Source organism: Bifidobacterium pullorum subsp. saeculare, from assembly GCF_016899725.1.
In the GTDB taxonomy this organism is placed as follows: domain Bacteria; phylum Actinomycetota; class Actinomycetes; order Actinomycetales; family Bifidobacteriaceae; genus Bifidobacterium; species Bifidobacterium pullorum_C.
This window is the reverse complement of sequence record NZ_JACLYU010000020.1, coordinates 1-26,548: the sequence shown is the minus strand read 5'-3', so window position 1 is coordinate 26,548 and position 26,548 is coordinate 1. Positions and strand designations below refer to the sequence as shown.

The following is a 26,548-nucleotide window of genomic DNA, read 5'->3' as shown; positions in this document are numbered from 1 at the left end:
CCGCGCCGCCGGCGCCGCGTCGTTCCCATGCCGCCCGGCCTGGGCGAGCAGGCGCCTGGCCGTGCCCCCGCCCACCCCGGGCGTCTCGCGCATCCTGTCCAGGATGACGCCCTTCCGCTTCTTCGACGCCCTCACATACTCGTCCCTGAACCTGAGGGTGACCTGCCGCTTCGCCGCCACGCTGATCCCGTCTTCCATACGACCAGCCGAACAGACCGACCCGGTCTCGCGCTCACTCCCGATGAGGCACCACTACACAATTCACGCTCAAAAAACGCGAAGCACGTCGGCAACAGCAAGCCCGCCACCCGCCGGCGTATCATGGCCGGTGCGGCGACCAACCGCGCCCGGGCCCGGGGCAGGCGCCCAGGTCCGTCCCAAGCACAGCCCACGGAGGCAGCATGTCCGCGGTCATCCAACCCCTGGCCCTGCTGGCGATCATCGTCGTCGGCTACCTGTTCAAACGCTTCCGCGTGTTCGGCCAGCGCGACTACAACGTGCTCAAGGCGGCGGTGTTCGACCTGACGCTTCCCTGCGCCATCGTCCGCTCCTTCGCCACCAACGAGCACGACCCGAGCATGCTGCTCATCTCCGTCTTCGGCTTCTTCGCCTGCCTGCTGCCCATCCTGGTGATGTTCGTGGCCTCCAGGCGCATGCCGGTGGGCCGCCGCGTGTTCCTCATGCTCAACGGATCCGGCCTCAACGTCGGCAACTTCTGCCTGCCGGTGGTCACCGCGATCATGGGTCCGACGGTGGCGATCAGCGTCATCATGTTCGACATCGGCAATTCGATCATGGTGTGCGCCGGCATGTACGTGCTCACCGTGCTGCTGCTCCACGTGCCGGAGGACCGGCCGCTGAGCCCCGAGGAGGCGGCCGGCGCACGGCTGCTGCCGCGCGTGCGTCCCACGGACCGGCAGGCGCGCCGCCTGGCGATGCGCGCGCATATCCGGACCGTGCTCAAAAGCTTCGTCTCGTCTGTGCCCTTCGACACCTACATCGTGATGGTCGTCCTCATGCTGGCAGGCGTGACCATCCCCGGCTTCATCGGCGACTTCGTGGAGCCGGTGGCACAGGCCAACGGCTTCTGTTCGATGCTGATGGTCGGCATGATGATGGACCTGCCCGCCAGCCGGCGCGACGTCATCGACGTGGCGCAGGTGATTGGCTGCAAGCTCGTGTTCGTCGCGCTGCTGGCCACGGCGGCGTGGTTCCTGCTGCCGTTCGACCCGATGACCCGCAAGGCGGTGGTGCTGATCTGCATGGCGCCGACGGCCGTGTTCTCGGTGATGTTCACCGACCGCGTGCTCGGCAACGCCAAGCTCGCCGGGTTCACGCTCGCCTGCACCGGCGTGCTGTCGCTGGTGCTTATGACGGTCGCCAACCTCCTCATCCCGGCCTAAAGCCGGCCCGCCCGGCTCACCGCAGCAGCGCCGCGATGGCGGGGGCGAGCTGGCGCAGCGCCTTGCCGCGGTGGGAGATCGCGTTCTTGCGCTCCGGGGTCATCTCGGCCGAGGTGAGGTCGCCGTCCTGCTCGTCGGGGACGAACAGCGGGTCGTAGCCGAAGCCGTTGCCGCCGCGGGCCTCGCGCAGCAGGTGGCCGGTCATGTCGCCCACCTCGACGGTTTCGGACGCGACCGCATGCATGCCGTCGGCCCCGGCCTGTGCCTGCGGCACGACGAGCGCGGCGGCGCAGCGGAAGCGCGCGGTGCGCCGGTCGTCGGGGATGTCGGCGAGCTGGGCGAGCAGCAGCGCGTTGTTCGCCGCGTCGTCGCCGTGGCGGCCGCACCAGCGGGCGGACAGGATGCCGGGGGCGGCGCCCATGACGTCGACGATGAGCCCGGAGTCGTCGGCGACGGCCGGCGAGCCGGTGCGCCGGGCCACGTCGCGGGCCTTGAGCAGCGCGTTCTCCTGGAAGGTGACGCCGGTTTCCACCGGGTCCGGCAGGCCCAGCGCGCCGGCCGAGACCAGCTCGACCCGCGCGGCGTCGGCGCCGAGGTCCTCCTCGAGGATGCGGCGCATCTCGGCCAGCTTGCCTTCGTTATGCGTGGCGACCACGATCCGCATGGCGTCCCCTCCCTCAGTCCTGGTCCAGCGCGGCGCGCTGGGCCGCCTGGAGCTCGCGGTTGCCCTTCTCGGCCAGGTCGATGAGCCGGCCCAGCTCGTCGCGGGTGAAGGGACGGTGCTCGGCGGTGCCCTGCAGCTCGATGAAGGTGCCGGAGCCGGTCATCGCGATGTTCATGTCGGTCATCGCGCGGCTGTCCTCCGGGTACGGCAGGTCAAGCATCGGCGTGCCGTCGATGATGCCGACGGACACAGCGGAGACGCAGTCCTTGAGCACCTTGCCCGCGGACTTGATGATGCGGCAGCGCTCGGCCCAGCGCAGCGCGTCGACCATCGCCACGTAGGCGCCGGTCACGGAGGCGGTGCGGGTGCCGCCGTCGGCCTGGAGCACGTCGCAGTCGAGCTGGATCTGGTTCTCCCCCAGCGCCTTCATATCCACCACGCCCCGAAGGCAGCGGCCGATGAGGCGGCTGATCTCATGCGTGCGGCCGCCGACCTTGCCGCGCACGGACTCGCGGTCGGTGCGCTCGGCGGTGGCGCGCGGCAGCATCGCGTACTCGGCGGTCACCCAGCCGAGGCCGGAGTCCTTGCGCCAGCGCGGCACGCCGGCGGTGAAGGTGGCGGTGCACATCACGCGCGTGTTGCCGCATTCGATGAGCACCGAGCCCTCGGGGGCGTCGGTGAAGTGACGGGTGATCCTCACGGGGCGCAGCTCGTCCACCTGGCGTCCGTCCTGGCGGATGATGGCGCGCTCGCCCAGCATGTCCTTGATTTCGACCATGCCCCTCAACGTAGCACGCGCGCCTCCTCGGGGCGTTTCGCCCGGGACGGGCCCTCCTCAGAGCACCTCGGTCTCGGTGGGGATCACCGGGTCGCCCTTCATCAGGCTCTGCGCCGTGATCGGCAGCTCGGCGAGCGCCTGCGCGCGGTAGGCGTGGGCGCGGGCGATCGCCTCGTGGCCCGTCCACTGCGGGTCGGCCTGGCCGTGGTCGACGTATTCGACCAACAGGTCCTTCCACCCCTCCTGGGGCCGGTAGGCGGCCAGCGCCTCCTCGGAGCCGGAGATGACGTGCTCGGCGTCGGCCAGGTTGTACTCGTACGAACGGAAGGCGAGCTTGCGGCCGGGGACCGTGGCCTTGTCCTTCGACTTCTTCATCACCGGCACCATCGTGCCGTCCGCGCCCTCGCGCTCGGTGAGCTTGTACACCATCGCGCAGGTGGGGGCGCCGGAGCCGGTGACCAGCATGGTGCCGACGCCGTAGGAGTCGACCGGCGCGGTCTGCAGCGCGGCGATCGCGTACTCGTCCAGGTCGTTGGTGACGGTGATCTTGGTGCCGGTGGCGCCCAGGGCGTCGAGCTGGTTGCGCACGCGCTGGGCGAGCGAGGCCAGGTCGCCGGAGTCGATGCGCACGCCGCCCAGCTGGGGGCCGGCCACCTCCACGGCGGTGCGCACGGCCTCCTCGATGTTGTACGTGTCCACGAGCAGCGTGGTGTTCCTGCCGAGGGCGGCGATCTGCGATTCGAAGGCCTGGCGCTCGCTGTCGTGCACCAGCGTGAAGCAGTGGGCCGCGGTGCCGATGGCCTTGAGCCCGTACAGCTGGGCGGCCAGCAGGTTGGCCGTGCCCTGGAAGCCGCCCACCACGGCGGCGCGCGCGGCGGCCACGGCGGCCCACTCGTTGGTGCGCCGGCCGCCCATGTCCATGCACGGGCGGTCCTTGGCGGCCGAGACCATGCGCGAGGCGGCGGAGGCGACCGCGGAGTCGTAGTTGAGGATGGACAGGATGAGCGTCTCCAGCAGCGTGCACTCGCCGAAGGTGCCCTCCACCTGCAGGATCGGGGAGTTCGGAAAGAACATCTCGCCCTCGCGGTAACCCTTGATGCTGCCGGAGAAGCGGTAATGCTCGAGCCACTTGACGGTCTGGGGCGAGACGACCTTGCGGTCGGCGAGGAAGCGCAGGTCCTCGTCGGACAGGTGGAAGTCCCGCAGCGCCTCGAGGATGCGGCCGGCGCCGGCGGCCACGCCGTAGCGCCGGCCCTCCGGCAGGTGGCGCGTGTACACCTCGAACACGCAGCGGCGGTCCGCGGTGCCGTCCCTGAGCGCGGCGTCCAGCATCGTGTACTCGTACATGTCGGTCATCAGGGCCGGCGAATAGTCCAACATGGCGGCTCCCTTCCTTATGGTCACGTTGACCATAAGCCTAGTGCGGTGTGTGGAACGCGGGCGGCCGACGTCCACGGCCGCCGGGGCGGGACCGTTCCCGGGGCGCGCCTGTTCCGGCGGCGGGGCTAGGCTGGCGCGCATGAACATCGTCGCTGGAATCTACCGACTCGCCATCGCGTTCTTCTGCCTCGCCGGCACCCACGAGACGTGGCTGCTGGGCGAATGGAAGAACCTGTGCTTCTTCACCCACGAGACGAACATCGTGCTCGGCCTGGTGATGGTCTGGGCCGGCTTCGCCTCGCTGCTCGACGGCAGGCAGCCGCCGGCGTGGCTCAAGGGATGCCTCACGCTGTACATCGCGATCACCGGCCTGGTGGCCTGGCTGGTGCTCGAGCCGACGGTCATCGGCCCGGACACCGCGCGCGTGCTGGGCATCCCGTGCGTGTGGATGGTGCACATCATCGCGCCCATCATGGCCTGCCTCGACTTCGTCCTCTTCGACGCGCACCGGCGCTTCCGCTGGCAGTACACGCTCACCTGGCTCATCTATTTCCCGTTCTACCTGGCGTTCGTGCTCGTCCGCGCCGCGCTGTGGCCCCATTCCGCGCTGGACGGCGCCTCCCCGTACCCCTATCCCTTCGTGGACGTGGCCCAAATCGGCTGGGCCCAGCTCGGCGTGAACATCGTCATCTATCTGGCCGTGTTCTTCCTGCTGGGGCTGGTGCTGTTCCTCATCGACAAGGTGCTGCCGGCCAAGCCGCTGCTCGGCGGCGCCAAACGCTGAGGCCGCCCCCGGGGCCATGCCCGACGGCCGCCCGCCCACGCCGGCGGGCGGCCGTCGGCGTCTCAGGCGCGGGCCGCGATTTGGTCGATTCGGGCGAGCTCCTGCGCCGTGAACGTGGTGTTCCGCAGGGCGCCGATGTTGTCCAGGATCTGCTGCGGCTTCGAAGCGCCGGCGAGCACCGAGGTGACGGCGTCGTCGCGCAGCAGCCAGGCCAGGCTCATCTCCGCCAGCGTCTGGCCGCGCCCGCGGGCCAGCTCGTTGAGGTCGCGGATCTGCTCGAGCCGGGCGGGGGTGAGGGCCGAGCGGTTCAGGAACCGCGGGTCGTGCGCGATGCGGCTGTCGGCCGGCACGCCATCCAGGTAGCGGTCGGTGAGCAAGCCCTGCGCCAGCGGCGAGAAGGCGATGATGCCCTTGCCGAGCTGGGCGGCCGCGTCCTTGAGCCCGTTGCGTTCGATGGTGCGGTCGAAGATGTTGTACCGGTTCTGGTTGATCACGAAAGGCACGTGCAACCCGTCGAGCAGCCCGGCCATCCGCTCCATCGTCGGCCCGTCGTAGTTGGACAGGCCCACGTACAGCGCCTTGCCGGAGTGCACGGCGGTGGCGAGCGCGCCGGCCGTCTCCTCCAGCGGCGTGGTGGGGTCCGGGCGGTGGTGGTAGAAGATGTCCACGTAGTCGAGCCCCAGGCGGCGCAGCGACTGGTCGAGCGAGGCGAGCAGATACTTGCGCGAGCCGCCGTCGCCATACGGGCCGGGCCACATGCCGTAGCCGGCCTTGGTGGCGATGACGAGCTCGTCGCGGTGGCGCGCGAAATGCCGGCGCAGCAGCAGGCCGCAGTTCTCCTCGGCCCGCCCGGGCTCCGGCCCGTAGTTGTTGGCGAGGTCCCAATGCGTCACGCCGTGGTCGAAGGCGGTGAACGCGATCCGTTCCATCTGCTCGAACGGCGTCACGTCGCCGAAGTTATGCCAGAAGCCGAGCGAGACGGCCGGCAGGCTGAGGCCGGATCGGCCGCAGCGGCGGTAGTCCATCGTCTCGTAGCGGTTGTCAGCCGGCTCGTAGCCGGTTGCGGCGCCGGCCATCAGCCCATCATCTCCTCGTAGATGCGCTTGCAGTCGGGGCACACCGGGTACTTGTCCGGGTCGTGCTTGGGCACCCACACCTTGCCGCACAGCGCCACGACCGGCCGGCCGGTCAGCCGCGACTCGCGGATGCGGTCCTTGGACACGTAGTGCGCGTAGCGGTCGGCGTCGCCGTCGTCGGCGCGCTTGGTCTCCTCCTTGGTCTCGGGGCGCTCCAGCACCGAAGTGCCGGCACCGCCCCCGTTCCCGTCCGGCTCGGCCTCGTCGATGAAGCGGAGCGTCGTCTCGTCCAACGTCACAGCGTCCATGTGCTGCGTTCCTTTCCTGCTCAAGCCCTCGCGGGCGTGTTCGCTGCACCCAATCATAGGCGCCAGGCGGTAGTCTTGTGGCTATGACCATAGCTGTGTGCCCCGGTTCGTTCGACCCCGTGACGACCGGGCATTTGGATGTCATCGAACGCTGCGCGCGGTTCTTCGACGAGGTGCACGTGGTGGTGGCGGTGAACGCGGCCAAGACGCCGATGTTCTCCGAGGCCACGCGCGTGGAGATCATCCGCCGCGCGCTGGCCGGATGCGGGAGCTCCAACATCGTCGTCGCCTCCACCGACGGGCTCATCACCGACTACTGCACGCGCGTCGGCGCCACCGTCATCGTCAAGGGCCTGCGCCAGAACGGCGACTACGAGGCCGAGCTCGGCATGGCCCTCGTCAACCGGCAGCTGGCCGGCGTCGAGACGCTGTTCCTGCCGGCGAACCCGGTGATGGAGCACATCTCGAGTTCCATCGTCAAGGATGTGGCCCGCCACGGGGGCGACGTGACCGGCATGGTGCCCGACTGCGTGGTGCCGCTGCTGGAGGAGGCCCTCGGCCGCGAGTCCGCAGGAAGGAGCGCACGATGAGCGACGATCCCCGCCCCACCGGGTATGTGGACCTGACCGAGGACCGGACCAACGAGACCGCGGCGACGCCGGCGGCCACGGCGCCGGGGACACCGGCCCCCGCCCCGGCCGCGCCGGCCCCCACCGCGCCGGCCGCACCGGCCATCACCGAGCCGTACGCCCCCGCGCCAGCTCCGGCATCGGCGTCGGCGCCGGAGGACGGCGGGCGCCGGCCGGTCTCCCCCTTCCCGCTGCCCGACCTGCGCGACATGCCGCAGGAGGACAGCGAGGAGGACGCCGGCCGCGCCGAGTTCACCACGGTGTTCGACATCATCGACAAGATGGACGCCGCGCTCGCCGACGCGAAGGCCGGCCTGTTCTCCCCCACCCAGGTCAAGGTGGACCGCGAGCTCTTCGCGTCCTATCTGACGGACCTCAAGCGGATGCTGCCGGTGCAGCTGGAGCGCGCCTCAGCGCTGATGCGCGAGGCCGAGCGGCGGCTGGAGGGCGCGCAGACGCAGGCGAACGCGATCGTCGCGTCCGCCCAATCCCGCGCGGCGGACACCATCAAGGAGGCGAACGAGCAGGCGCAGTTCCTGGCCGGCCAGGAGAACGTGACCGAGCTGGCGCGGCAGAAGGCACGCCAGATCCTGGACACGGCGCAGGCGAAGGCCGACCACCTCACCCACGGCGCGGACGACTACTCCACCAAGGTGATGGAGGCGCTGCGCCAGCAGCTCGACAAAATGGGCAGGGATGTGGACGCCGGCCTCAACGTGCTCCACGAGCGCCAGAAGGCCGCGGCCCAGGACCTGCCGCACCTCGATATCAACGACTACCCGGAGGCATGAGACAGATGGCACGATCCGAGGATTCCCCGTGGGCCGTGTCCGTGGCGCAGGTCGCGTCACGGGCCGGCCAGAGCAAGCCGGTCGATTCCGATTTCCCGGCGCCCGGCGGCATCGGCGACGAGGTGATCGGCGTCGAGGAAGGGGCGCCGGTGCATGTGGCCGGCTCGTTCGACTCGATCGTCGACGGCCTGGTGCTCACGGCCCGCGTCACCGCGCCGGTGCACGCCGAGTGCACCCGCTGCCTTAAGCCGCTGCGGCGCGACTGGGGCGTGGACGTCACCGCCTTCTTCCCGTACGAGTCGCCGGCCGCCGACGCCGGCAAGGGCCGCGGCCGCGACGAGGAGGTGGAGATCATCGCCGGCGAGGAGGAGTCGGAGGACACTTACCCGCTGCTGGCCAACGGGGCCTTCGCCGACCTGGAGGCGCTGCTGCGCGACACGCTGGTCGAAGCGCTGCCGCTGCAGCCGCTGTGCCGGGAGGATTGCCGGGGGCTGTGCTCGCAGTGCGGCGCCGACCTCAACGAGGATCCGGACCACCACCACGACGTCACCGACATCCGCTTCGCCGCGCTGGCCGGGCTCAAGGCCCAGCTGGAGGCCGAGCAGCGCGACTGAGCGGCGCGGCGCGGCCGATGGCGGTCGGGCGGCACGCGGGTGTGTTTGTACGCCGGCTGCGCTAGACTGGCCGACGCTTAAGCTCAATATCGTTCGAACAAGATAGAGGATACTGAAATGGCACTGCCTAAGTACAAGACCTCGCGCGCGAACACCCGTTCCCGCCGCGCGAACTGGAAGGCCACCGCTGTGGCGACCGTGACCTGCCCGGCCTGCGGCGCTCCGGCCTACCCACACATGGCCTGCCCGGCCTGCGGCTCCTTCCGCGGCCGCGTCTACCGCGAGGCCATCCGCCCCGGCCACGCCAAGTGAGCCAGCAGCTGACAAGCTGAACGAAAACCCCTGCCATCGACGGGCGGCAGGGGTTCTTCGTTATTCGGGGGCGGCGCGGGGCGCGGCGCCGGGCACGTCGCGGCGCCGGGGACAATGGGAACCATGACCGAAGCGACGAACCAGCCCAGCTCCCCCTCCGCCGAACTGCTGGAGGCCCTGGGCACCACCATCTCCCCCGACCTGCTCGTGCAGGCGCTCACGCACCGCTCCTTCGCGCACGAACATCCGGGCGTCAAACATTACGAACGCCTCGAGTTCCTGGGCGACGCGGTGCTGGAGCTCGTGGCCACCGAGACGCTGTTCCACCTGCACCCGGACATGAGCGAGGGCGAACTGGCGAAGATGCGCGCGAAGGCCGTGAGCGAGGAGGCGTTGAGCGCCATCGCCCGCACCAAGCTGCATGTGGGCCCGTACATCCTGCTCGGCCACGGCGAGATGGAGCAGGGCGGCGCGGACAAAAGCTCCATCCTGTGCGACATCGTCGAATCGCTGATCGGCGCGACGTTCCTGGAGCACGGCATCGAGGGGGCGCGCACCACCGTGCACCGCCTCATCGACGACACGCTCGCCGAGGTGGCCACCGAGGGGCCGGCGCTCGACTGGAAGACCTCGCTGACGGTCAAGGCGCACGAGATGGGCCTGGGCGAGCCGGTCTACCACATGGAGGTCTCCGGGCCGGAATACGCGCAGGTCTTCACGGCCCGCGTCTCGCTGGGCGATGATTCGCAGATCATCGGCACCGGCACCGGCTCCAGCAAGCGCAAGGCGCAGCTGGCCGCCGCCGACGCCGGCTGGCATCTGCTCGACGGGCGCCAGCAGACGAAGTCCCGCAAGCGCAAGCGCGCCAAGAAGCACTGACGTTCCCGCCGCCCGCACCCGCCACCATGTGGGCGGGGCGGGGCGCAGGCGGCAACCCCCCGTTACCATGAGACCCATACGCGCGGCGCGCCGCGCCCGGGCATCCGAGGCCCGCGGCGGCGCGGCCCGCGTACCAGAGAGCACACCGTTTGTTCGAAGAGAGGGATCATGGCTCTTCCCACGCCTTTGCAGGCCTTCAGCGCAGTGCCGAAGGGACCCACCGACCGGCAGACCATCACGGAGGGCGAGAAGATGACCGGCGCCGCCGCGCTGGTCCGCTCGCTGGAGGAGCTGGGCGTCAAGGATGTGTTCGGCCTGCCCGGCGGCGCCATCCTGCCGGTGTACGACGAGATCGACGAGCACACCAAGTTCCGTTTCGTGCTGGTGCGCCACGAGCAGGCCGCCGGCCACGCGGCCGAAGGCTACGCCGTGGCCACCGGCCGCGTGGGCGTGTGCATCGTCACCTCCGGCCCGGGCGCCACCAACGTGGTCACCGCCATCGCGGACGCGAACATGGATTCGGTGCCGATGGTCGTCATCACCGGCCAGGTGGGCGTGGGCGCCATCGGCACCGACGCCTTCCAGGAGGCGGACATCGTCGGCATCACCTACCCGGTGGTCAAGCATTCGTATCTGGTCACGCGCGCGCAGGACATCCCCCGCGTGCTCACGGAGGCCTTCCACATCGCCTCCACCGGCCGCCCCGGCCCGGTGGTCGTGGACCTGACCAAAACCGCGCAGACCGGCGAGATGTACTTCTCCTGGCCGCAGCGCATGATCCTGCCCGGATACAACCCGACCACGAAGGCGCACGGCCGCGTGCTCGGCGACGCGGCGAAGATGTTCTCCCACGCGTACCGGCCGGTGCTGTACGTCGGCGGCGGCGCGGTGCGCTCCGGCGCCGAGGCGGAGGTCGCGGCGCTCGCCAAGCTGACCGGCGCACCGGTCGTCACCACGCTGCAGGCGCGCGGCATCGTCCCCGATTCCGACCCGTGCTGCCTGGGCATGCTCGGCATGCACGGCACCGTCGCGGCCACCGGCGCGGTGCAGCGCTGCGATCTGCTCGTCGCGATCGGCGCCCGCTTCGACGACCGCGTCACCGGCGACCTGGGCACCTTCGCCCCCACCGCGCGCGTCATCCACATCGACATCGACCCGGCGGAAATCGGCAAGAACCGCGTCGCCGACGTGCCGATCGTCGGCGACGTGGCCACCGTGCTCAGGGACCTCATGCCGCAGATCGAACGCGAGCAGCACCTGCACGGCAAGCCGAACCTCAAGCCCTGGTGGGATGCGATCGACGAGCTGCGCCGCGACTATCCCATCGACTACGACCGTCCCGAGGACCAGCCCACCGACGGCTCCCTCTCCCCGCAGTGGGTGGTGCGGCAGCTGTCGGACCAGGCGTCGAAGGACACGATCTGGGTCGCCGGCGTGGGCCAGCACCAGATGTGGGCCTCGCAGCTGGTGGACTTCGAATCGCCGCGCCAGTGGCTCAGCTCCGGCGGCCTGGGCACCATGGGCTACGGCCTGCCCGCCGCGATCGGCGCGGCCATCGGCTCGGCGCGCGAGTTCCACGGCACCAAGCCGGTGTGGCTCATCGACGGCGACGGCTCCTTCCAGATGACCAGCGAGGAACTGGCCACCGCATTCTTCGGGCGGCTGCCGGTCAAGATCGCGATCCTCAACAACTCGGTGTACGGCATGGTGCGCCAGTGGCAGACGCTGTTCTACGGCCACCACTACTCCGCCACCACGCTGCACGACGGCGACGCCACCGACGCGACGGACGAGATGGAGTTCACCGACGTGCCGGACTTCGTCAAGCTCGCCGAGGCCTACGGATGCGTGGGCATGCGCGCCTTCACCGAGGAGGAGGCCATCGAGGCGATCCGCAAGGCCAACGAGATCAACGACCGCCCGGTGCTCATCGACTTCCGTGTGTGGAAGGACGCGATGGTGTGGCCGATGGTCGCCGCCGGCGCCCCGAACGACGACGTGACCTTCCGCCCCGGCATCAAGCCGCTGCGCCAGGGCCCGGTTGCCGCCGGCGACGCGGTGGTCACCCCCGGCAACTCGTCGGCGTCGGTCTGACGGCATGGGCTGCGGCCGATGCCGCGGCCCATGCGGCGGCCCTTACGACGGCCCATACGGGCAGTCCATACGGAACTTCAGTCTTTCGAGGAGATCATCATGGCCAACTATCCCGCCTCCCAGCCGGGCTCCGAGCGGCACACGCTGTCGGTGCTCGTGGAGAACCGCCCCGGCGTGCTGTCCCGCGTGGCCGGGCTGTTCGCGCGCCGCGCGTTCAACATCAACTCGCTGTCCGTCTCCCCCACCGAGCGCCCGGACATCTCGCGCATCACGGTGACCGCGGACGTGGAGCAGGCACCGCTCGAGCAGATCATCAAGCAGCTCAACAAGCTGCTCCATGTACTCAAGATCGTGGAGCTCGACCCGGGCACCACGGTGGAGCGTGAGCTTGTGCTCATCAAGGTCGCGGCCAACCAGGCGAACCGTTCCGACGTGCTGGAGATCGTGCGCCTGTTCCGAGTGCGCGTGGTGGACGTCAACCCCGAGTCGCTCACCATCGAGGCGACCGGCGCCGAAGGCAAGATCGACGCGCTGCTCGGCCTGCTCGAGCATTACGGCGTCATCGAGCTCGTGCGCTCCGGCGCCGTGGCCGTCACGCGCGGCCCCAAGGCCCTGAGCGAGAAGGTCCTTGGTTCGGAGATCACCGGACGCTAGCGCTCCTCAGCGTACGGTTTGTCGCACACGCACGATGCCCATGCGGCGAATCGTACGCTTACGGCACGCAAGAGTACGGTTTGCCGTATGAGCATGGTCTCACTGCGACAAACCGTACTGTGAGCACACGTAAGAGTACGGTTCGCCGCATGGGGTGGGCAGGGATGCTCGCGCGCGGCGGGTTATTCGAGCTTCTCGGAGAGCTCCAGCCACTCGGCCTCCAGGTCGTCGGATTCGCCGGCGATGGCCTGGACCTGGGAGTTGAGCTGGTTGAGTCCCTCGTAGTCGGCCGGGTCATGGGCGGCCATCTGCGCCTCCAGGTCGGCCTTCTGCTCCTCCAGCTTGGCGAGCTTGCGCTCGATCGCGTTGACGCGGCGCTTCGCCTCGTGCAGTTCCTTGCCCGACAGCTTCGAACCCGCCGATGCAGCCGATCCGGCGTCGGCCGCAGCCCCTGCGCCGGCCGACCCGTCGGCTCCGGCTCCGGTCCCGATCCCAGCCTTGGCCCCGGCCGTGCCAACAGCCCCAGCAGCCCCGGCCCCGGCACCCTTGGTCCTCCCGGAGCCGCCCGGCGCCCCGGTTTCGCCGGCGGCGCCCAGCGTGCCGCCACGCTGGATCTCGTCGACCATCCGTAGGTAGTCGTCCACGCCGCCCGGCAGGTGGCGCACCTTGCCGCCGATCAGCGCGAACTGCTGGTCGGTGACGCGTTCGAGCAGATACCGGTCGTGCGAGACGACGATGAGCGTGCCGGGCCAGGTGTCGAGCAGGTCCTCCATGACGGCGAGCATATCCGTGTCCAGGTCGTTGCCGGGCTCGTCCATGATGAGCACGTTCGGCTCGTCGAGCAGGATGAGCAGCAGCTGCATGCGGCGCTTCTGCCCGCCGGACAGGTCGCGGATCGGGGTCATGAGCTGCGCGGATTCGAAGCCGAGGCGCTCCATGAGCTGGCCGGGCGTCACTTCCTTGCCGTCGACCACATAGCTCGGCTTGTAGCGGGAAAGCACTTCCTTGATCTTGTACTTGCCGAGCTTCTCCAGCTCGTCAAGCCGCTGGGAAAGCACCGCGAAGCGCACGGTCTTGCCGATGTTCACATGCCCGGCCGTCGGCGTGAGCGAGCCGTCGAGCACCTTGAGCAGCGTGGATTTGCCGGCGCCGTTCGCTCCGACGATGCCGAAGCGGTCGCCGGGGCCGATGAGCCAGGTCACGTCGTCGAGGATCTTGCGGCCGGTGACCGTGACCTTGAGCGCGGCGGAATCCTCGGGCTGGGTGGGGTCGGCCACGCCGGCCTTCACGGCAGCGGACCCCAGGCCGACGCCGCCGGTGGCGGCGGTGCCGGGGTCGGCGCCGAAGCGCAGGCGTTCCTCCTCGGCGGCGCGTTCCACGGCGCGGCGGTGTTCCTCGGCGGCCTCGGCGGCGCCCGGCACGCCGGCGCACACCAGGCGGGGGTCGCCCAGGTCGTCGGCGGCGACCTCCACCGAGCCGCGCACCTGCGGCTCGGCGACCATCGGCGGCACCACGTCCACGCGCCGCGACGAGCCGGCCAGCTCGGCGGCGCCGGGGTCCACGGCGTCGAGGTGGGCACGGTCGTCGAAGATCTGCGTCACGTTCACCAGGTCGATGACCTGCTTGCCCAGGCGGGAGGTGGCCATCTGCTTCAATTCCAGGGTGTTGCGCACGGGCGGCACGTCGGCGATGAGCGCCTTGGCGGCCTTGACGTGGAATTTCTGCTTGGTGGAGCGGGCGCGGGCGCCGCGCGTGAGCCAGGCGAGCTCCTTGCGCGCCAGGTTGCGCCGCTTCGTCTCGCGCACGTCGGCCTGGCGGTCGCGTTCCACGCGCTGGAGCATGTACGCGGAGTAGCCGCCTTCGAAAGGCTCGATCACGCCGTCGTGCACCTCCCACATCGACTCGCACACCTCGTCGAGGAACCAGCGGTCGTGGGTGACGAGCAGCAGCGCCCCCTGCCCCTTGGCCCAGCGGTTCTTCAGATGCTCGGCGAGCCAGTGGATCGTGACCACGTCGAGGTGGTTCGTGGGCTCGTCGAGGGCGAGCACGTCCCAGTCCTTGAGCAGCAGACGGGCCAGGTCGGCGCGGCGGCGCTGGCCGCCGGACAGGTCGCCGATGCGCGCCTCCAGGCTGATGCCGCCGAGCAGCGCCTCCACGATCTCACGCGAGGTGGTGTCCGAGGCCCATTCGTAGTCCTCGCGGTTCTCGAGCGCGGCCTGGCGCACGGTGGCGTCGTCGTCCAGCGGGTCGCGCTGGGAAAGCATGCCGAAGGTGACGCCGTTGCGGCGGATCACACGGCCCGAGTCGGGCTCCTGCGTGCCGGCGAAAAGGTGGAGCAGCGTGGATTTGCCGTCGCCGTTGCGGCCGACGATGCCGATGCGGTCGCCCTCGAACACCCCCTGCGTCACATCGGTGAAGATGGTCTTCGTGGCGAAGGCGAGCGAAACATGTTCCAATCCCAGGTCATACGTCGGCATAACCCACCAATCTAGCCAATGGCGGGCACAAGCGGGGGCGGGACCTGAGCAAGCCCGAAGGATGACGCCGGACTGGGAAAAGAGGAGGGACGGACCGGGACCGGCCGGAGGAGGTGGCCGGGACGGGGCCGGCACCGGGCCGGACCGGAGGAAGCGGCCGACGGGCCGGCCGCAACCCGGCCCGTATCCCGGCCCCGTCCGCTCAGCCGCGGGCGGCGAGGTCGCGCGCACAGCCGGCGCAGCGGGCCGCGAATCCGGAGAACACGGCCTCGGCCAGCGGCTGGAGGCGGGTGTCATAGGCGGCGAACTGCTCGCGCAGCTGGGACTTGGAGCCTCCGGCTTTCTTGAGGTCCTTGACCATCGAGGGCTCGGCCAGCCAATCCTCGAGCACGCCGGCGGTGACCTCGAGGTGGAACTGCAGGCCCAGCGCCGAGCCGACGCGGAAGGCCTGCACCTTCGTGCGCTCCGAACGTGCGAGCAGCTGCGCCCCCTCGGGCAGGCCCACCACGTCGTTGTGCCAGTGGAGCACGTCCACCTGCTTGTCCCACATCGAGAAATAGTCGTGCCGGCCCACGCGCTTGATCGGCCCGAAGCCGATCTCCGGGGCCGCGCCGGAGCTCAGCTTGGCGCCGAGCGCGGTGGCGATGATCTGGTGGCCCAGGCACACGCCGAGCACCGGCTTGCCCACCGCGATGGCGGCCTTGGCGAGCTTGGCCTCGGCCTTGAGCCCGGGGTGCTTGGCGTAGTCGGTGGCGCCCATCGGCCCGCCCATGATCACCAGCCCGGCGAGGTCCTCGAAGTCCGGCAAATCCGGTTTCTTCTGGTCCACGATGCTGAGGGTCTGCGTGGCCAGGCCGAGGTCCTCGAGGTTGGTGAGGATGCGGCCCGGTTTCTCCCATGGGACATGCTGGAGGATGAGCACCTGTGGTGAGGTCATGGCTCCCATTGTGGCACGGCTACGGTAAATACCGGCGCACGCCCGGCGCACACCGGTTGCGTCCCGCCCGCACGCGGCGGTCGCGTGCGGGCGCACTGTCCCCCACGGCCCCTAGCCTTGGCAGGTATGACGAACGTTGAAAAACCGCGCGATTCCAAGCTTTCCCGAGCGGCCGCCGGGCTCGCCCTGTACGACACCGCCACGCACGCCGTGGCCCCGTTCACCCCGATCAAGCCGGGCAAGGTGGGCATCTACGTGTGCGGCGCGACGGTGCAGTCGTCCCCGCACATCGGCCACATCCGCGCCGCCGTCGCCTTCGACGTGGTGCGCCGCTGGTTCATGCGCCTGGGCTATGACGTCACGTTCATCCGCAATGTGACGGACATCGACGACAAGATCCTCGACAAAGCCGCGGCCGCCGGCCAGCGCTGGTGGGCGCGCGCCTACCACTACGAGCGCGAGTTCACCGCCGCCTACGACGCGCTCGGCGTGCTGCCGCCCACCTACGAACCCCGGGCCACCGGGCATATCACAGATATGGTCGAGCTCATCGAGCGCATCATCGCCAACGGCCACGCCTACGTGGTGCGCGACGAGGCCGGCGAGCCGACCGGCAACGTGTACTTCGACGTCGCCAGCTGGCCGCATTACGGCGAGCTCACCCACCAGAAGCAGACCGTGGGCGAGCCGGACGAGGCCGCCGCCGTGGCCGACCGCATGGGTCCCTCCGTCGACGCCGCCGGCGACGACAAATACAATCCCGTCGACCCCGCCGACCTTTCCCCGGACAAGCGCGACCCGCGTGATTTCGCGCTGTGGAAGGCGCCCAAGCCCACCGACCCCGAGGACGCCCGCTGGACCACCCCGTTCGGCACCGGCCGGCCTGGCTGGCACATCGAATGCTCGGCCATGAGCCACCGCTACCTGGGCGACGGGTTCGACATCCACGGCGGCGGCCTCGACCTGCGCTTCCCCCACCATGAGAACGAGATGGCGCAGACCCGCGCCGCCGGCTGGGATTCCGCCGCGCACTGGATGCATTCGGCGTGGGTGACGGCCAAGGGCGAGAAGATGAGCAAGTCGCTGGGCAACGGCCTGGCGGTGCCGGTGGTGCTCGCCGAGAACCCGGCGTGGGTGGTGCGCTACGCGCTCGGCTCGGTGCAGTACCGCTCGATGCTCGAGTGGAGCGACCAGACGCTGGCCGAGGCGCGGTCCGCCTTCGAGCGCGTGACGAACTTCATCGAGCGCGCCGGCGTGGCGCTGGGCGGTCAGCCCGCCCGCGAGGAGATCGCGGCCGTGGGCGCCGACCAGCTGCCGGAGGGGTTCGTGGCGGCGATGAACGACGACTTCAACGTCTCCGGGGCGACGGCCGCGGTGTTCACCGCCGTCCGCGCCGGCAACACGCTGCTCAGCCAGCTGGACGACCGCGCCGACACCGACGCCGCCCGCGCCGAGGTGCGCGAGGCGCTGGTCGCGGTGCGCGCGATGCTGGACACCCTGGGATTGGACCCGCTGGCCGAGCCGTGGGCCGGCAGCGCCGGGGCCGGAGCGGGCGCGGATGGCGCCGCCGACGCCGAGCACCAGGCGCTGGACGCGCTGGTCGCCGGTCAGCTGGCCGCCCGCGCCGAGGCCCGCAAGGCGAAGGACTTCGCCACCGCCGACCGCATCCGCGACGCCCTGGGCGCCGCCGGCATCGCCATCGAAGACGGCCCGCGCGGCTCCACCTGGTCGCTCAAGTGACCGGCCCGCCCCCGTTCCGCACCGGCGGCTAGACTGGGGGCTCATTATGGCAGCATTTAGTTCTCTCACCGATAGGCTCTCGAATGCCTTCAAGCACTTGAAGAGCAAGGGCAAGCTCTCCGAGGCGGACATCGACGGCACGATCCGCGAGATTCGCCGCGCCCTCCTCGACGCCGACGTGGCGCTCGAGGTGGTGCGTTCCTTCACCGGCCGCGTGCGCGAACGCGCCCTGGGAACCGAGGTCTCCCAGGCGCTCAACCCGGCGCAGCAGGTCGTCAAGATCGTCAACGAGGAGCTCACGGACGTCCTCGGCGCCGGCGTGGACCGTCCGCTCAACTGGGCCAAGCAGCCGCCGACCATCATCATGCTGGCCGGTCTGCAGGGCGCCGGCAAAACCACGCTGGCCGGCAAGCTCGGCTACTGGCTCAAGGACTCCGGCCACACGCCGCTGCTCGTGGCGGCCGATCTGCAGCGTCCGAACGCGGTCACGCAGCTCCAGGTCGTCGGCGAGCGCGCCGGCGTGCCCGTGTACGCGCCGGAGAAGGGCGTGCAGGCCGACGGCGGCGAGGCCGTGGCCGCGCCGGGCCTGACCACCGGCGACCCGGTGAAGGTGGCGCGCGACTCCATCGAGTTCGCCAAGCAGAAGCTGTACGACACGGTAATCATCGACACCGCCGGCCGCCTGGGCGTGGACGAGGAGCTCATGGCGCAGGCGCGCGACATCCGCGACGCCGTGCATCCCAACGAGATCCTGTTCGTCATCGACGCGATGATCGGCCAGGACGCGGTGCAGACCGCCAAGGCCTTCGACGAGGGCGTGGACTTCACCGGCGTGGTGCTCTCCAAGCTCGACGGCGACGCCCGCGGCGGCGCGGCCCTGTCGGTCGCGAGCGTGACCGGCAAGCCGATCCTGTTCGCCTCCAACGGCGAGGGGATCAAGGACTTCGAGGTCTTCCACCCGGACCGCATGGCCTCCCGCATCCTCGACATGGGCGACATCCTCACCCTGATCGAGCAGGCGCAGAAGCAGTTCGACGAGGAGCAGGCGCGCGAGGCGGCCCAGAAGATGGCCGAGGGCGAGTTCGGCCTCGACGACTTCCTGGAGCAGCTGCAGCAGGTGCGCAAGCTCGGCTCGATGAAGTCGCTGCTGGGCATGATCCCCGGCATGGCGCAGCACCGGGCGGCGCTCGAACAGTTCGACGAACGCGAGGTGGACCGCACCGAGGCCATCATCCGTTCGATGACGCCGGCCGAACGGCGCAATCCGAAGATCATCGACGGCTCGCGCCGCGCCCGCATCGCCTACGGCTCGGGCGTCACGGTCTCGCAGGTCAACGCGCTGCTGCAGCGCTTCGAGCAGGCCGCGAAGATGATGAAGCGCATGTCCAACAAGGCCGGCATGGGCGGCATCCCCGGCTTCGGCGGCCCCGGCGGCGGCAAGAAGGGCAAGGGTGCCAAGGGCAAGGCCAAGCGCAAGGGCTCCAAGTCCGGCAATCCGATGAAGCGCGAGGCCGAGGAGAAGGCGTTGCGCGCCAAGCTCGCCGGTAAGTCGTCCGGCGGCAAGGGCTCCGGCTCGGCCTTCGCCAAGAAGCCGCAGAACCCGGCCCTGCCGGCCGGGCTGCAGGAGCTCATGGGCCAGGCCGGCGCCGACGGCGCCCCCGACCTGCCGCCGAATCTCGGCGGCGGTCTGGGCGGTTTGCTCGGCGGCCGGTGATCGCCATGCTGCTGTGGGCGCTGGTCGCGGTCTGCGTGCTGTGGGTGACACTGAGCTGCCTGCCCGCGGGCTGGGACGGGCGCGTGCCAGTGTTGCCGTATCTCATCGCGCTGCAGCCCTTCCTATGGATTCCGATGGCCGTGGTGTGCGTGGCGGCGCTGTGCCTGGGCGAGATGCCGGCCGCGACCGGCGCGCTGGTCGCGGCGGTGCTGGCCGTTGCGCGGCGCCCGCTGACGAACCACACGCAGCGCGTCTCCGCGCGGGAATCGCTGGAGCGCGCCGAGCACGCCACCGCCCAGCTGACAGTGATGACGCTCAACTGCCGCTACGGCCGGGCCGACGCGCGCGCGATCGTGCGCGCGGTGCGCGAGCGCGGCATCACCGTGCTCGCGTTGGAGGAGCTCGACGACGCGCTGGTCGCCGCGCTCGAACGCGAAGGCCTGCGCGAGCTGCTCCCCCACCGCTGCCTGGGCGAAGGCAAGGAGTCCGACAACGGCGGCTTCAACGGCATCTGGACGAAGGACGAGCCCGTCGCCACCGCCGCCGACGTCGCCTCCATCCCGGCCGCGGACGTGCCCGCGGCCGTGCTGCGCGCCGGCGGGGCGACCGTGCTGCTGGCCGCGGCCCACACCAAGTCGCCGATGCGCGGGCCGTGCGACTGGTCCGACGGCATCCGCGGACTGGCCCGGCTCATCGTCCACACCACCCCGGCCGCGGCCGCCGACGCCGCCTTCGACGCGGTCGTCGTGATGGGCGATCTCAACGCCGACATCGACCACCCCAGCTTCCGCACCCTGCTCAAAGCCGGGTTCCGCGACGCGGGGCTGGCGGCGGCGTCGCGCCGTCAGCCGACGTTCCCCCGATGGCTGCCCTGGCCGCGCATCGTGCTCGACCATGTACTGTTCACCGACCGGTTGGCGGTGACGCGCACCGCGGCGTTCGTCGTGGAGGGGACCGACCACCTCGCCCTCACCGCCACGCTGGCGGTCTGAGCGGGCGCGGCGCGGCCGGCCGCGGGACTGTCCGCGGCGGCGCGTTATAATGTGCCAGTTATTCGTGTCCGCGTGGCGCCCTCTACACCCCGCGGTGCGAGGAACGCGTGTGCCGCAGGCCGCTGTGCCCCACACGGTGGTGGCGACGCACAACCCAATATGGTAAGGAGAGCCATCTTGGCAACCAAGATTCGTCTGAAGCGTCAGGGCAAGAAGTTCTATGCCTTCTATCGCGTGGTCGTCGCGGATTCCCGCGTCAAGCGCGACGGCAAGGTGATCGAGGAGATCGGTACCTACGATCCGAACACCCAGCCCTCCACGATCAAGATCAATTCCGAGCGCGCGCAGTACTGGCTCGGTGTCGGCGCCCAGCCGTCCGAACCGGTGCTCAACCTGCTCAAGATCACGGGCGATTGGCAGAAGTACAAGGGTCTTCCGGGCGCCGAGGGCACCCTCAAGACCGTCGAGGAAGGCCCGGATGCGGCCGCCCGCGTCGAGGCCGTCGAGAACCAGGCCCAGAAGCTGAAGGCCGCCAAGGCCGAGGCTGCCGCCAAGGCCGCCGCCGAGACTCCGGCCGAGGATGCCCCGGCCGAGGAGCCGGCCGCCGACGCCGAGTGAACCTGCTGTCGTTCGATTCGACGAGTGAACAGAAAGGTTGTGGATCATGCTCGCTCAGGCCGTTGAACATCTCATCAAGAACATCGTTGACTTCCCGGACGACGTGTCCGTCAAGTCGCATGAGAACGCGCGCGGCGAGTTGCTGCGCGTGCGGGTGAACCCGGAGGACATCGGCCGCGTGATCGGCCGCTCCGGCCGCACGGCCAATGCGATTCGCACCGTGGTGCAGGCCCTGGCCGACCACAAGGTGCGCGTGGACATCATGGATGTGCGCCGCTGAGCGCTGTTCCATCCTTTTCGGCAGGACGCCCCTCGGACTTGGTCCGAGGGGCGTCCTGCGTCTGGGGCGGGCTGCGGGTGGCCGGGGTTGCCGGCGGGGCCGGCGGCTCCCCCGCGTGCGCTACACTGGCCGGCATGACCGACGAGCAGATGGACAACGCCCCCGACGCCACCGATGGCATCGACCATCCGGAACGCGAGCTGCTGCGCGTGGCCCGCATCGGGCGCGCGCAGGGCATGCGCGGCGAGGTGACGGTGCAGGTGTTCACCGACGAACCCGAATGGCGCTTCGAACCCGGCTCCGTGCTGTGGAGCGAGGACGGCGGCACCGAATACGTGGTGGAGAGCTCACGCACGTTCAAGAAGCGCTGGATCATCAAGCTGGAGGGCTGCGACGACCGCGACGCCTCCGAAGCGCTCAACGGCACGATGCTCTATGGCGAGGCCGACGACCCCGAGGACATGCTCGAGGCGGACGAATGGTATCCGAAGGACCTCATCGGCCTCGAGGCGCGCCTGGCGGAAGGCAACGGACTGGGCCTGCCGGCCGGAAGCCCGGACGCCGAGCCGATCGGCAAGGTCGTGGACGTGATCGACGGGCCGGCGCAGGATCTGCTCAAGATCCGGCTGACGCATCCGGTGACCACCGGCACTGGCAAGGACGGCGAACCGGTGGTGGAGAAGACGGCGCTGGTGCCGTTCGTGGCCGAGCTCGTGCCCGAGATCGACCCGGAGGGCGGCTTCCTCACCATCGATCCGCCCGGTGGCCTGATCCCCGGGCTGTGACGGGCCGGGCTGTGACGGCCACGGTGCCGCCGCCAGCGTGCTGCCGACACCGTGGCCGGCGGCACGGGCATGAACCCCGCTAGGGTGGGGCGTATGAGAATCGACATTGTGAGCGTGTTCCCGGAGTACTTCGAAGTGCTCAACCTGTCCCTGCTGGGCAAGGCGCAGGCGAAGGGTTTGGTGGAGGTCCGGGCGCACAACCTGCGCGACTGGACGCATGACGTCCACCATTCCGTGGACGACACCCCCGTCGGCGGCGGCGCGGGCATGGTGATGAAGCCCGAGGTGTGGGCCGAATGCCTCGACGACCTGCTGGACCTCGCCCCGGCCGAATTCCCGATGACGATGGGAGACGGTGCTGCTACCGATGCTGCTGCCTATGCTGCCACTGCAGGTGATGCCGCCGCCGGTGGCACTGCCGCAGCTGCCGCATCTTCTGGCGCCGTCGCAGCCACTGATGACGCTGCTGCCGCCGATACTGTCTCTGCAGCCGATACGCGGGTTCCGGCGGACCGGCCGGTGCTCATCTTCCCGAATCCGTCGGCGCCGCTGTTCACTCAGGCGGACGCCACCGAGCTTTCCCGGGCCGGCCATCTGCTCTTCGGTTGCGGCCGCTACGAGGGCTATGACGCACGCATCCCCACGTATTACCGCGCCCAGGGCGTGGATGTGCGCGAGTACTCGATCGGCGACTATGTACTCAACGGCGGCGAGGTGGCCACTTCGGTGATGCTGGAGGCCATCACGCGTCTCATCCCCGGGTTCATGGGCAACCCGGACTCCATCGTGGAGGAGTCGTACACCGGCGAGGGCGCGCTGCTCGAGCACCGCCAGTACACGAAGCCGGCCACGTGGCGCGGCATGAACGTGCCGGAGGTATTGCTGTCCGGCGACCACGGCAAGGTGGACCGCTTCCGCCGCGACGAGGCGTTGGCGCGCACCAGCAAGATCCGCCCGGACCTCATCGAACGTCTGGACTGCCAGGCCCTCGGCAAGGCCGATCGCAAAACCCTCATGGCCTTGGGGTGGGAGGTGTCGGGCCCGCATCCGCGCCAGCGATCGCATCAGGCCTGACACCGGTGAGCCGCAAAGGGTCCGTGAGACTGCGGCAAACCGTACGCTTACGCGCCGCAAGAACACGGTTCTCCGCAGCGAGACGAAGAGCCTGCGACAAACCGTACGCTCACGCGCCACAAGAACACGGTTCTCCGCAGCGAGACGAAGAGCCTGCGACAAACCGTACGCTCACGCGCCACAAGAACACGGTTCTCCGCAGCGAGACGAAGAGCCTGCGACAAACCGTACGCTCACATGCAGTCACAGTACGGTTCGCCGCAAAGGGTCCGTGAGACTGCGGCAAACCGTACTCTTATGGACTGCATCTCCGTTGCATCTCGGCTCGTTGGGGCGCCTCGACGGTGTATCTCGGTTCATTGAGCCCTTGCATAGGTCTATCGGCGCTCGTTGGGGCGTGATGGGCAGGGTATCTCGGCTCATTGGGTCGTCAAAGCCGGCGTATCTCGGTTCGTTGGGGCGGATTTGGGCCGTTGCGGAGGTCTATCGGCGTTCGTTGGGTCCTCTCCGGCGCGATATCCCACCTAGGGAAGTCCCCAAAACGGCGGAATTCCAAGGCCCGAGTTCCATGGCACCTCTGGCCGGAGGACCCAACGAACGCAGATAGATGTCTGCAGAACGGAAAATCCGCCCCAACGAACCGAAATACGACCCTCCCGACGACCCAACGAACCGAGATACGCCACTTGTTGAGCCCCAGTGAACGCATATATCGCCTCCTTCACGGCGAACCGTACTCTTGTGCGCTCTCACAGTACGGTTCGCCGCATGGCCTTCGTGCCAGTGCGGCAAAGCGTACTCTTAGCCGTGCTTACAGTACGGTTTGCCGGCTTACACAAGCCCCACTGAGCGCGGAAATCGCGCCCCGGCACTCGACAAGACGCACAACGATGCCCGCGGTCTGTATCCGGCGACCTACCCGATCTGTCCTTGGCTTGGCCCAGTGGACTGCCCGCCCCGGCAAACCATCCGATTCGGTCCTAGTCCTGCCCGGCGGCCTCGATGAAGTGCACGGCCGTCTCGCCGTAGTCCTTGCTCCGTGTGATCCGCCAACCGGCGGGCGGCGTGGGGTCGTCGGAACGGGCGGAACGCTCCAGCATGATCACCGTGCGCTCCCCCGCCAGGCCGCCCGTCGCCAAATCGGCCAGCAGTCGGTCGCAGGTCTCGGTGTCGAAGGCGTAGGGCGGGTCGATGAAGATGACGTCGAAGGGCGCGCCGCCGGCCGCCGCGAACTGTTCGGCCCGCCGCACCACGACGCGGGCGCGCAGATCGGCATCCCACGCCTTGGTGCGCTGCAGCTGGCCCAGGGTCTTCGTGATCAGCGCCGCCGCTGGCCTGGACGATTCCACCGCCACGAGTTCGCGCGCGCCCCGGCTCAGCGCCTCGATGCCGAGCGCGCCGGTGCCGGCGAACAGGTCGAGCACGCGGGCGCCGTCGAGCACATCCCAGGCGTCGAGGTGAGAGAAGATGGCCTCCTTGGTGCGGTCGGTGGTGGGCCGGGTGCCCTGCCGCGGTGTGGCCAACGCCATGCCTTTGAATCGTCCCGAGATAACACGCATGGGCACCACTGTACCGGCAGCCAGGCCGCTGTACCGGCACCAGGCCGCGCGACCGCCGCAGCAGCCGCCCCTCCGCTCAGCTGGAGGTGAGGAAGGTCTCGTTGCCGCGGGTGAAGTCGAGCACGGCGCCGGCGAGCTCCACCTCGCCCGCCAGGTCGGGGTCGCGCTCCAGCAGCTCGCCGGCGCGGCGACGGGCGTCGGCGATGAGGTCGGCGTCCTTGACCACGCGCAGCAGCTTGAGCCCGGACTTACCGCCGGACTGGGCGTCGCCGAGCACGTCGCCGGCGCCGCGGAACTCGAGGTCGGCCTGCGCGATCTCGGCACCGTCCAGCGTGCCGCGGATGACCTCGAGCCGCTGCTCGGCCGGTGAGCCGGACTCGGCGCGCGAGACGAGGAAGGCCCACGAGTTGGTGCCGCCGCGGCCGACGCGCCCGCGCAGCTGGTGCAGCTGCGACAGGCCGTAGCGGTCGGCGTCGAAGATCACGATGCAGCTGGCCTGCGGCACGTCCACGCCCACTTCGATGACGGTGGTGGCTACGAGCACCGGCGTCTCGCCGGAGGCGAACCCGGCCATCACCTGCTGTTTGACCTCGTCCTTGTCGCGCCCGGTGAGCGTGGCGAAACGCACGCCCTGGAACTGCGGCAGACGCTGCAGGCGCTCGGCGATCTGCGCGACCGTGTGCAGGGGCGGGCGCGGCGCGGCCTCCTCCCCGGCGCCCTCCGGGTCGGCGTAGGGGTCGAGGTCGGCGGCGGCGCCGTCCGTGGCGCCGCCGTCCGACCGGGCGGACCGAGTCTCGGACGGGCCGGCGTCGTCGGCGTCGGTGGTGTCGTCGATGCGCGCGCAGACGATGTACGCCCGCTCGCCGGCGTCGATGCGGGCGCGGATATGCGCGAACATGCGGCCCATCGTGCCCCCGTCCTCCTCGCGGACGACGACAGTGCGGATGGGTTTGCGCCCGCCCGGCAGCTCGGTGAGCCAGGAGATGTCGAGGTCGCCGAACCAGGTCATCGCGGCGGTGCGTGGGATGGGCGTGGCGGTCATGACGAGCAGATGGGGGGCCTTCTCGCCGCGCGTGCGCAGGCTTTCGCGCTGCTCCACGCCGAAGCGGTGCTGTTCGTCGATGACGACGAGCGCGAGCCGGGGCGCCTGGAAGGTCTTGGAGAACGCGGCGTGTGTGGCGACGATGACGCAGGGCTCGCCGCTGGCCGCGACGGCCATCGCCTTGCGCCGCGCCGCCAGCTTCATGCCGCCGGTGAGCAGGACGACCGGCACGACGGTCCCGCCGTCGGCCGCCGCGCCGTCCCGCGGCGGCACCTTGGCGAGCATGCCGGCGATGGTGGCGGCGTGCTGTTCGGCCAGCACCTGGGTGGGGGCGACGAGCACGGCCTGGTGGCCGGCGCCGACGGCCTGGAGCATCGCGGCGAGCGCGACGACGGTTTTACCGGAGCCGACCTCGCCTTGCAGCAGACGCTGCATCGGATAGTCGCGGGCCATGTCCGCGCCGATCGCGTCGATGACCTCGCGCTGGCCGCCGGTCAGGTCGAAAGGCAGGGAGGCGATGAAGCGGTCGCGCAGCGTGGGGTCGGGGGCGGCCGGGCCGGCGGTTGCGTCGGCCGGACCGGCTCCGTCGACCGGGCAGGGCCAGGCCTCGGCTTTGGTGGCGTCGTGGCGGGAACGCAGCAGCGCGGTCTGCGCGACGAAGGCCTCCTCGTAGCGCAGAGTGGCGATGCCGTGGCGGAAGACCTCGACAGCGCCGGGGTCGTGGACAGCGCGGAAGGCGTCGGCGCGGTGGAGGAGGTGGCGGGCTTCGCGCACCTCCTCGGGCAGGATGTCCGGAAGGTCGCCGGCCTCGTCCAGCAGGCTAAGGATCGTTTCGTGGATGTGTTCGGAGGAGATGCGCGAGCTGGCGTGGTACACGGGCCGCGGGCGGCAGACGCGCGCGAGGGCGGCGCCGGTGGTCGCGGCGTCGAAGGAGAGCGCGGCGGAGGCGGGGGCGGCTGGGATG

At 70.0% G+C, this 26,548-nt stretch carries 25 protein-coding genes and 1 pseudogene; 16 read left to right on the top strand and 10 right to left on the bottom strand.

Translation table 11 applies throughout. The features are described 5' to 3' along the window. Positions 1-198 (bottom strand): annotated as a pseudogene (locus tag H7U32_RS08135) (integrase catalytic domain-containing protein); the annotation flags it as partial. A gap of 203 nt (positions 199-401) precedes the next feature. On the opposite strand from H7U32_RS08135, the gene H7U32_RS08130 reads away from it, so the two are divergent. Next, complete coding sequence (locus H7U32_RS08130; RefSeq protein WP_204469576.1) at positions 402-1,403, top strand: AEC family transporter; 1,002 nt, start codon at positions 402-404, stop codon at positions 1,401-1,403. A gap of 16 nt (positions 1,404-1,419) precedes the next feature. Here the strand turns inward: H7U32_RS08130 and rdgB are convergent, their stop codons facing one another. The 3 genes from rdgB to H7U32_RS08115 are packed head-to-tail and all read right to left on the bottom strand — an operon-like array spanning position 1,420 to position 4,225. Then, a complete protein-coding gene (gene rdgB, locus H7U32_RS08125; protein ID WP_204469575.1) occupies positions 1,420-2,067 on the bottom strand; it encodes an RdgB/HAM1 family non-canonical purine NTP pyrophosphatase in 648 nt (215 codons plus the stop codon). Positions 2,068-2,080: 13 nt separating this feature from the next. Continuing rightward, positions 2,081-2,845 carry a ribonuclease PH gene (gene rph, locus H7U32_RS08120; RefSeq protein WP_204469574.1) on the bottom strand — a complete coding sequence of 255 codons (765 nt, stop codon included), beginning with the start codon at positions 2,843-2,845 and terminating at the stop codon, positions 2,081-2,083. Positions 2,846-2,902: 57 nt separating this feature from the next. Beyond that, entirely contained in the window at positions 2,903-4,225 is a 1,323-nt protein-coding gene (locus tag H7U32_RS08115; protein WP_204469573.1) for a nicotinate phosphoribosyltransferase, read from the bottom strand. Positions 4,226-4,364: 139 nt separating this feature from the next. On the opposite strand from H7U32_RS08115, the gene H7U32_RS08110 reads away from it, so the two are divergent. After that, positions 4,365-5,009: a Pr6Pr family membrane protein gene (locus H7U32_RS08110; RefSeq protein ID WP_204469572.1), complete on the top strand. Its 645-nt coding sequence runs from the start codon at positions 4,365-4,367 to the stop codon at positions 5,007-5,009. A 62-nt stretch (positions 5,010-5,071) separates the two neighbouring features. Here H7U32_RS08110 and H7U32_RS08105 read toward each other — a convergent pair whose 3' ends face one another. Together H7U32_RS08105 and H7U32_RS08100 are read right to left on the bottom strand one after the other, a co-directional pair. Beyond that, positions 5,072-6,085: an aldo/keto reductase gene (locus H7U32_RS08105; protein ID WP_204469571.1), complete on the bottom strand. Its 1,014-nt coding sequence runs from the start codon at positions 6,083-6,085 to the stop codon at positions 5,072-5,074. Then, positions 6,085-6,393: a DUF3039 domain-containing protein gene (locus H7U32_RS08100; protein WP_204469570.1), complete on the bottom strand. Its 309-nt coding sequence runs from the start codon at positions 6,391-6,393 to the stop codon at positions 6,085-6,087. Before H7U32_RS08100 ends, H7U32_RS08105 begins: the two co-directional genes overlap by 1 nt. 83 nt (positions 6,394-6,476) lie before the next feature. Here H7U32_RS08100 and coaD point away from each other — a divergent pair, with 83 nt between their 5' ends. The 7 genes from coaD to ilvN all read left to right on the top strand — a co-directional run bounded on the left by coaD (position 6,477) and on the right by ilvN (position 12,366). Continuing rightward, the gene (gene coaD, locus H7U32_RS08095; protein ID WP_204469569.1) at positions 6,477-6,983 is read left to right on the top strand and encodes a pantetheine-phosphate adenylyltransferase; all 507 of its coding nucleotides are present in this window, start codon (positions 6,477-6,479) and stop codon (positions 6,981-6,983) included. Beyond that, positions 6,980-7,813 carry a cell division protein gene (locus H7U32_RS08090; RefSeq protein ID WP_204469568.1) on the top strand — a complete coding sequence of 278 codons (834 nt, stop codon included), beginning with the start codon at positions 6,980-6,982 and terminating at the stop codon, positions 7,811-7,813. The genes coaD and H7U32_RS08090 overlap by 4 nt, the downstream gene beginning before the upstream one ends. A 5-nt stretch (positions 7,814-7,818) precedes the next feature. Then, complete coding sequence (locus H7U32_RS08085; protein ID WP_204469567.1) at positions 7,819-8,427, top strand: YceD family protein; 609 nt, start codon at positions 7,819-7,821, stop codon at positions 8,425-8,427. Positions 8,428-8,544: 117 nt separating this feature from the next. After that, positions 8,545-8,739, top strand: a complete 195-nt coding sequence (rpmF, locus tag H7U32_RS08080; RefSeq protein ID WP_204469566.1) for a 50S ribosomal protein L32 — start codon at positions 8,545-8,547, stop codon at positions 8,737-8,739. 123 nt (positions 8,740-8,862) lie between these two features. Beyond that, the gene (rnc, locus tag H7U32_RS08075) at positions 8,863-9,618 is read left to right on the top strand and encodes a ribonuclease III (RefSeq protein ID WP_204469565.1); all 756 of its coding nucleotides are present in this window, start codon (positions 8,863-8,865) and stop codon (positions 9,616-9,618) included. A gap of 168 nt (positions 9,619-9,786) precedes the next feature. Further along, entirely contained in the window at positions 9,787-11,712 is a 1,926-nt protein-coding gene (locus tag H7U32_RS08070) for an acetolactate synthase large subunit (protein WP_204469564.1), read from the top strand. A 99-nt stretch (positions 11,713-11,811) separates the two neighbouring features. Further along, positions 11,812-12,366, top strand: a complete 555-nt coding sequence (gene ilvN / locus H7U32_RS08065) for an acetolactate synthase small subunit (protein WP_204469563.1) — start codon at positions 11,812-11,814, stop codon at positions 12,364-12,366. 182 nt (positions 12,367-12,548) lie between these two features. Here the strand turns inward: ilvN and H7U32_RS08060 are convergent, their stop codons facing one another. Together H7U32_RS08060 and H7U32_RS08055 are read right to left on the bottom strand one after the other, a co-directional pair. Further along, a complete protein-coding gene (locus H7U32_RS08060; RefSeq protein WP_204469562.1) occupies positions 12,549-14,843 on the bottom strand; it encodes an ABC-F family ATP-binding cassette domain-containing protein in 2,295 nt (764 codons plus the stop codon). Positions 14,844-15,045: 202 nt separating this feature from the next. Further along, the gene (locus H7U32_RS08055) at positions 15,046-15,780 is read right to left on the bottom strand and encodes a type 1 glutamine amidotransferase (protein WP_204469561.1); all 735 of its coding nucleotides are present in this window, start codon (positions 15,778-15,780) and stop codon (positions 15,046-15,048) included. A gap of 126 nt (positions 15,781-15,906) precedes the next feature. Between H7U32_RS08055 and cysS the strand changes: the two genes are divergently transcribed. The 7 genes from cysS (at position 15,907) to trmD (ending at position 22,983) form a co-directional block, all read left to right on the top strand. Next, the gene (cysS, locus tag H7U32_RS08050) at positions 15,907-17,520 is read left to right on the top strand and encodes a cysteine--tRNA ligase (RefSeq protein ID WP_204469560.1); all 1,614 of its coding nucleotides are present in this window, start codon (positions 15,907-15,909) and stop codon (positions 17,518-17,520) included. Between the two features lie 46 nt (positions 17,521-17,566). After that, positions 17,567-19,234, top strand: a complete 1,668-nt coding sequence (gene ffh / locus H7U32_RS08045) for a signal recognition particle protein (protein WP_204469559.1) — start codon at positions 17,567-17,569, stop codon at positions 19,232-19,234. After that, positions 19,234-20,226 carry an endonuclease/exonuclease/phosphatase family protein gene (locus tag H7U32_RS08040; RefSeq protein ID WP_204469578.1) on the top strand — a complete coding sequence of 331 codons (993 nt, stop codon included), beginning with the start codon at positions 19,234-19,236 and terminating at the stop codon, positions 20,224-20,226. The genes ffh and H7U32_RS08040 overlap by 1 nt, the downstream gene beginning before the upstream one ends. Positions 20,227-20,403: 177 nt before the next feature. Further along, positions 20,404-20,844: a 30S ribosomal protein S16 gene (gene rpsP / locus H7U32_RS08035; RefSeq protein ID WP_204469558.1), complete on the top strand. Its 441-nt coding sequence runs from the start codon at positions 20,404-20,406 to the stop codon at positions 20,842-20,844. Positions 20,845-20,890: 46 nt separating this feature from the next. After that, positions 20,891-21,124, top strand: a complete 234-nt coding sequence (locus H7U32_RS08030; protein ID WP_163196775.1) for an RNA-binding protein — start codon at positions 20,891-20,893, stop codon at positions 21,122-21,124. Positions 21,125-21,258: 134 nt separating this feature from the next. Then, positions 21,259-21,909: a ribosome maturation factor RimM gene (gene rimM / locus H7U32_RS08025; protein WP_440201446.1), complete on the top strand. Its 651-nt coding sequence runs from the start codon at positions 21,259-21,261 to the stop codon at positions 21,907-21,909. 93 nt (positions 21,910-22,002) lie between these two features. Further along, the gene (gene trmD / locus H7U32_RS08020) at positions 22,003-22,983 is read left to right on the top strand and encodes a tRNA (guanosine(37)-N1)-methyltransferase TrmD (RefSeq protein ID WP_204469557.1); all 981 of its coding nucleotides are present in this window, start codon (positions 22,003-22,005) and stop codon (positions 22,981-22,983) included. 980 nt (positions 22,984-23,963) lie between these two features. Here the strand turns inward: trmD and rsmD are convergent. Then, positions 23,964-24,542: a 16S rRNA (guanine(966)-N(2))-methyltransferase RsmD gene (gene rsmD / locus H7U32_RS08015; protein ID WP_204469556.1), complete on the bottom strand. Its 579-nt coding sequence runs from the start codon at positions 24,540-24,542 to the stop codon at positions 23,964-23,966. A 76-nt stretch (positions 24,543-24,618) separates the two neighbouring features. Continuing rightward, a partial coding sequence (locus H7U32_RS08010) for an ATP-dependent DNA helicase RecG (RefSeq protein ID WP_204469555.1) occupies positions 24,619-26,548 on the bottom strand: 1,930 nt, incomplete at its 5' end.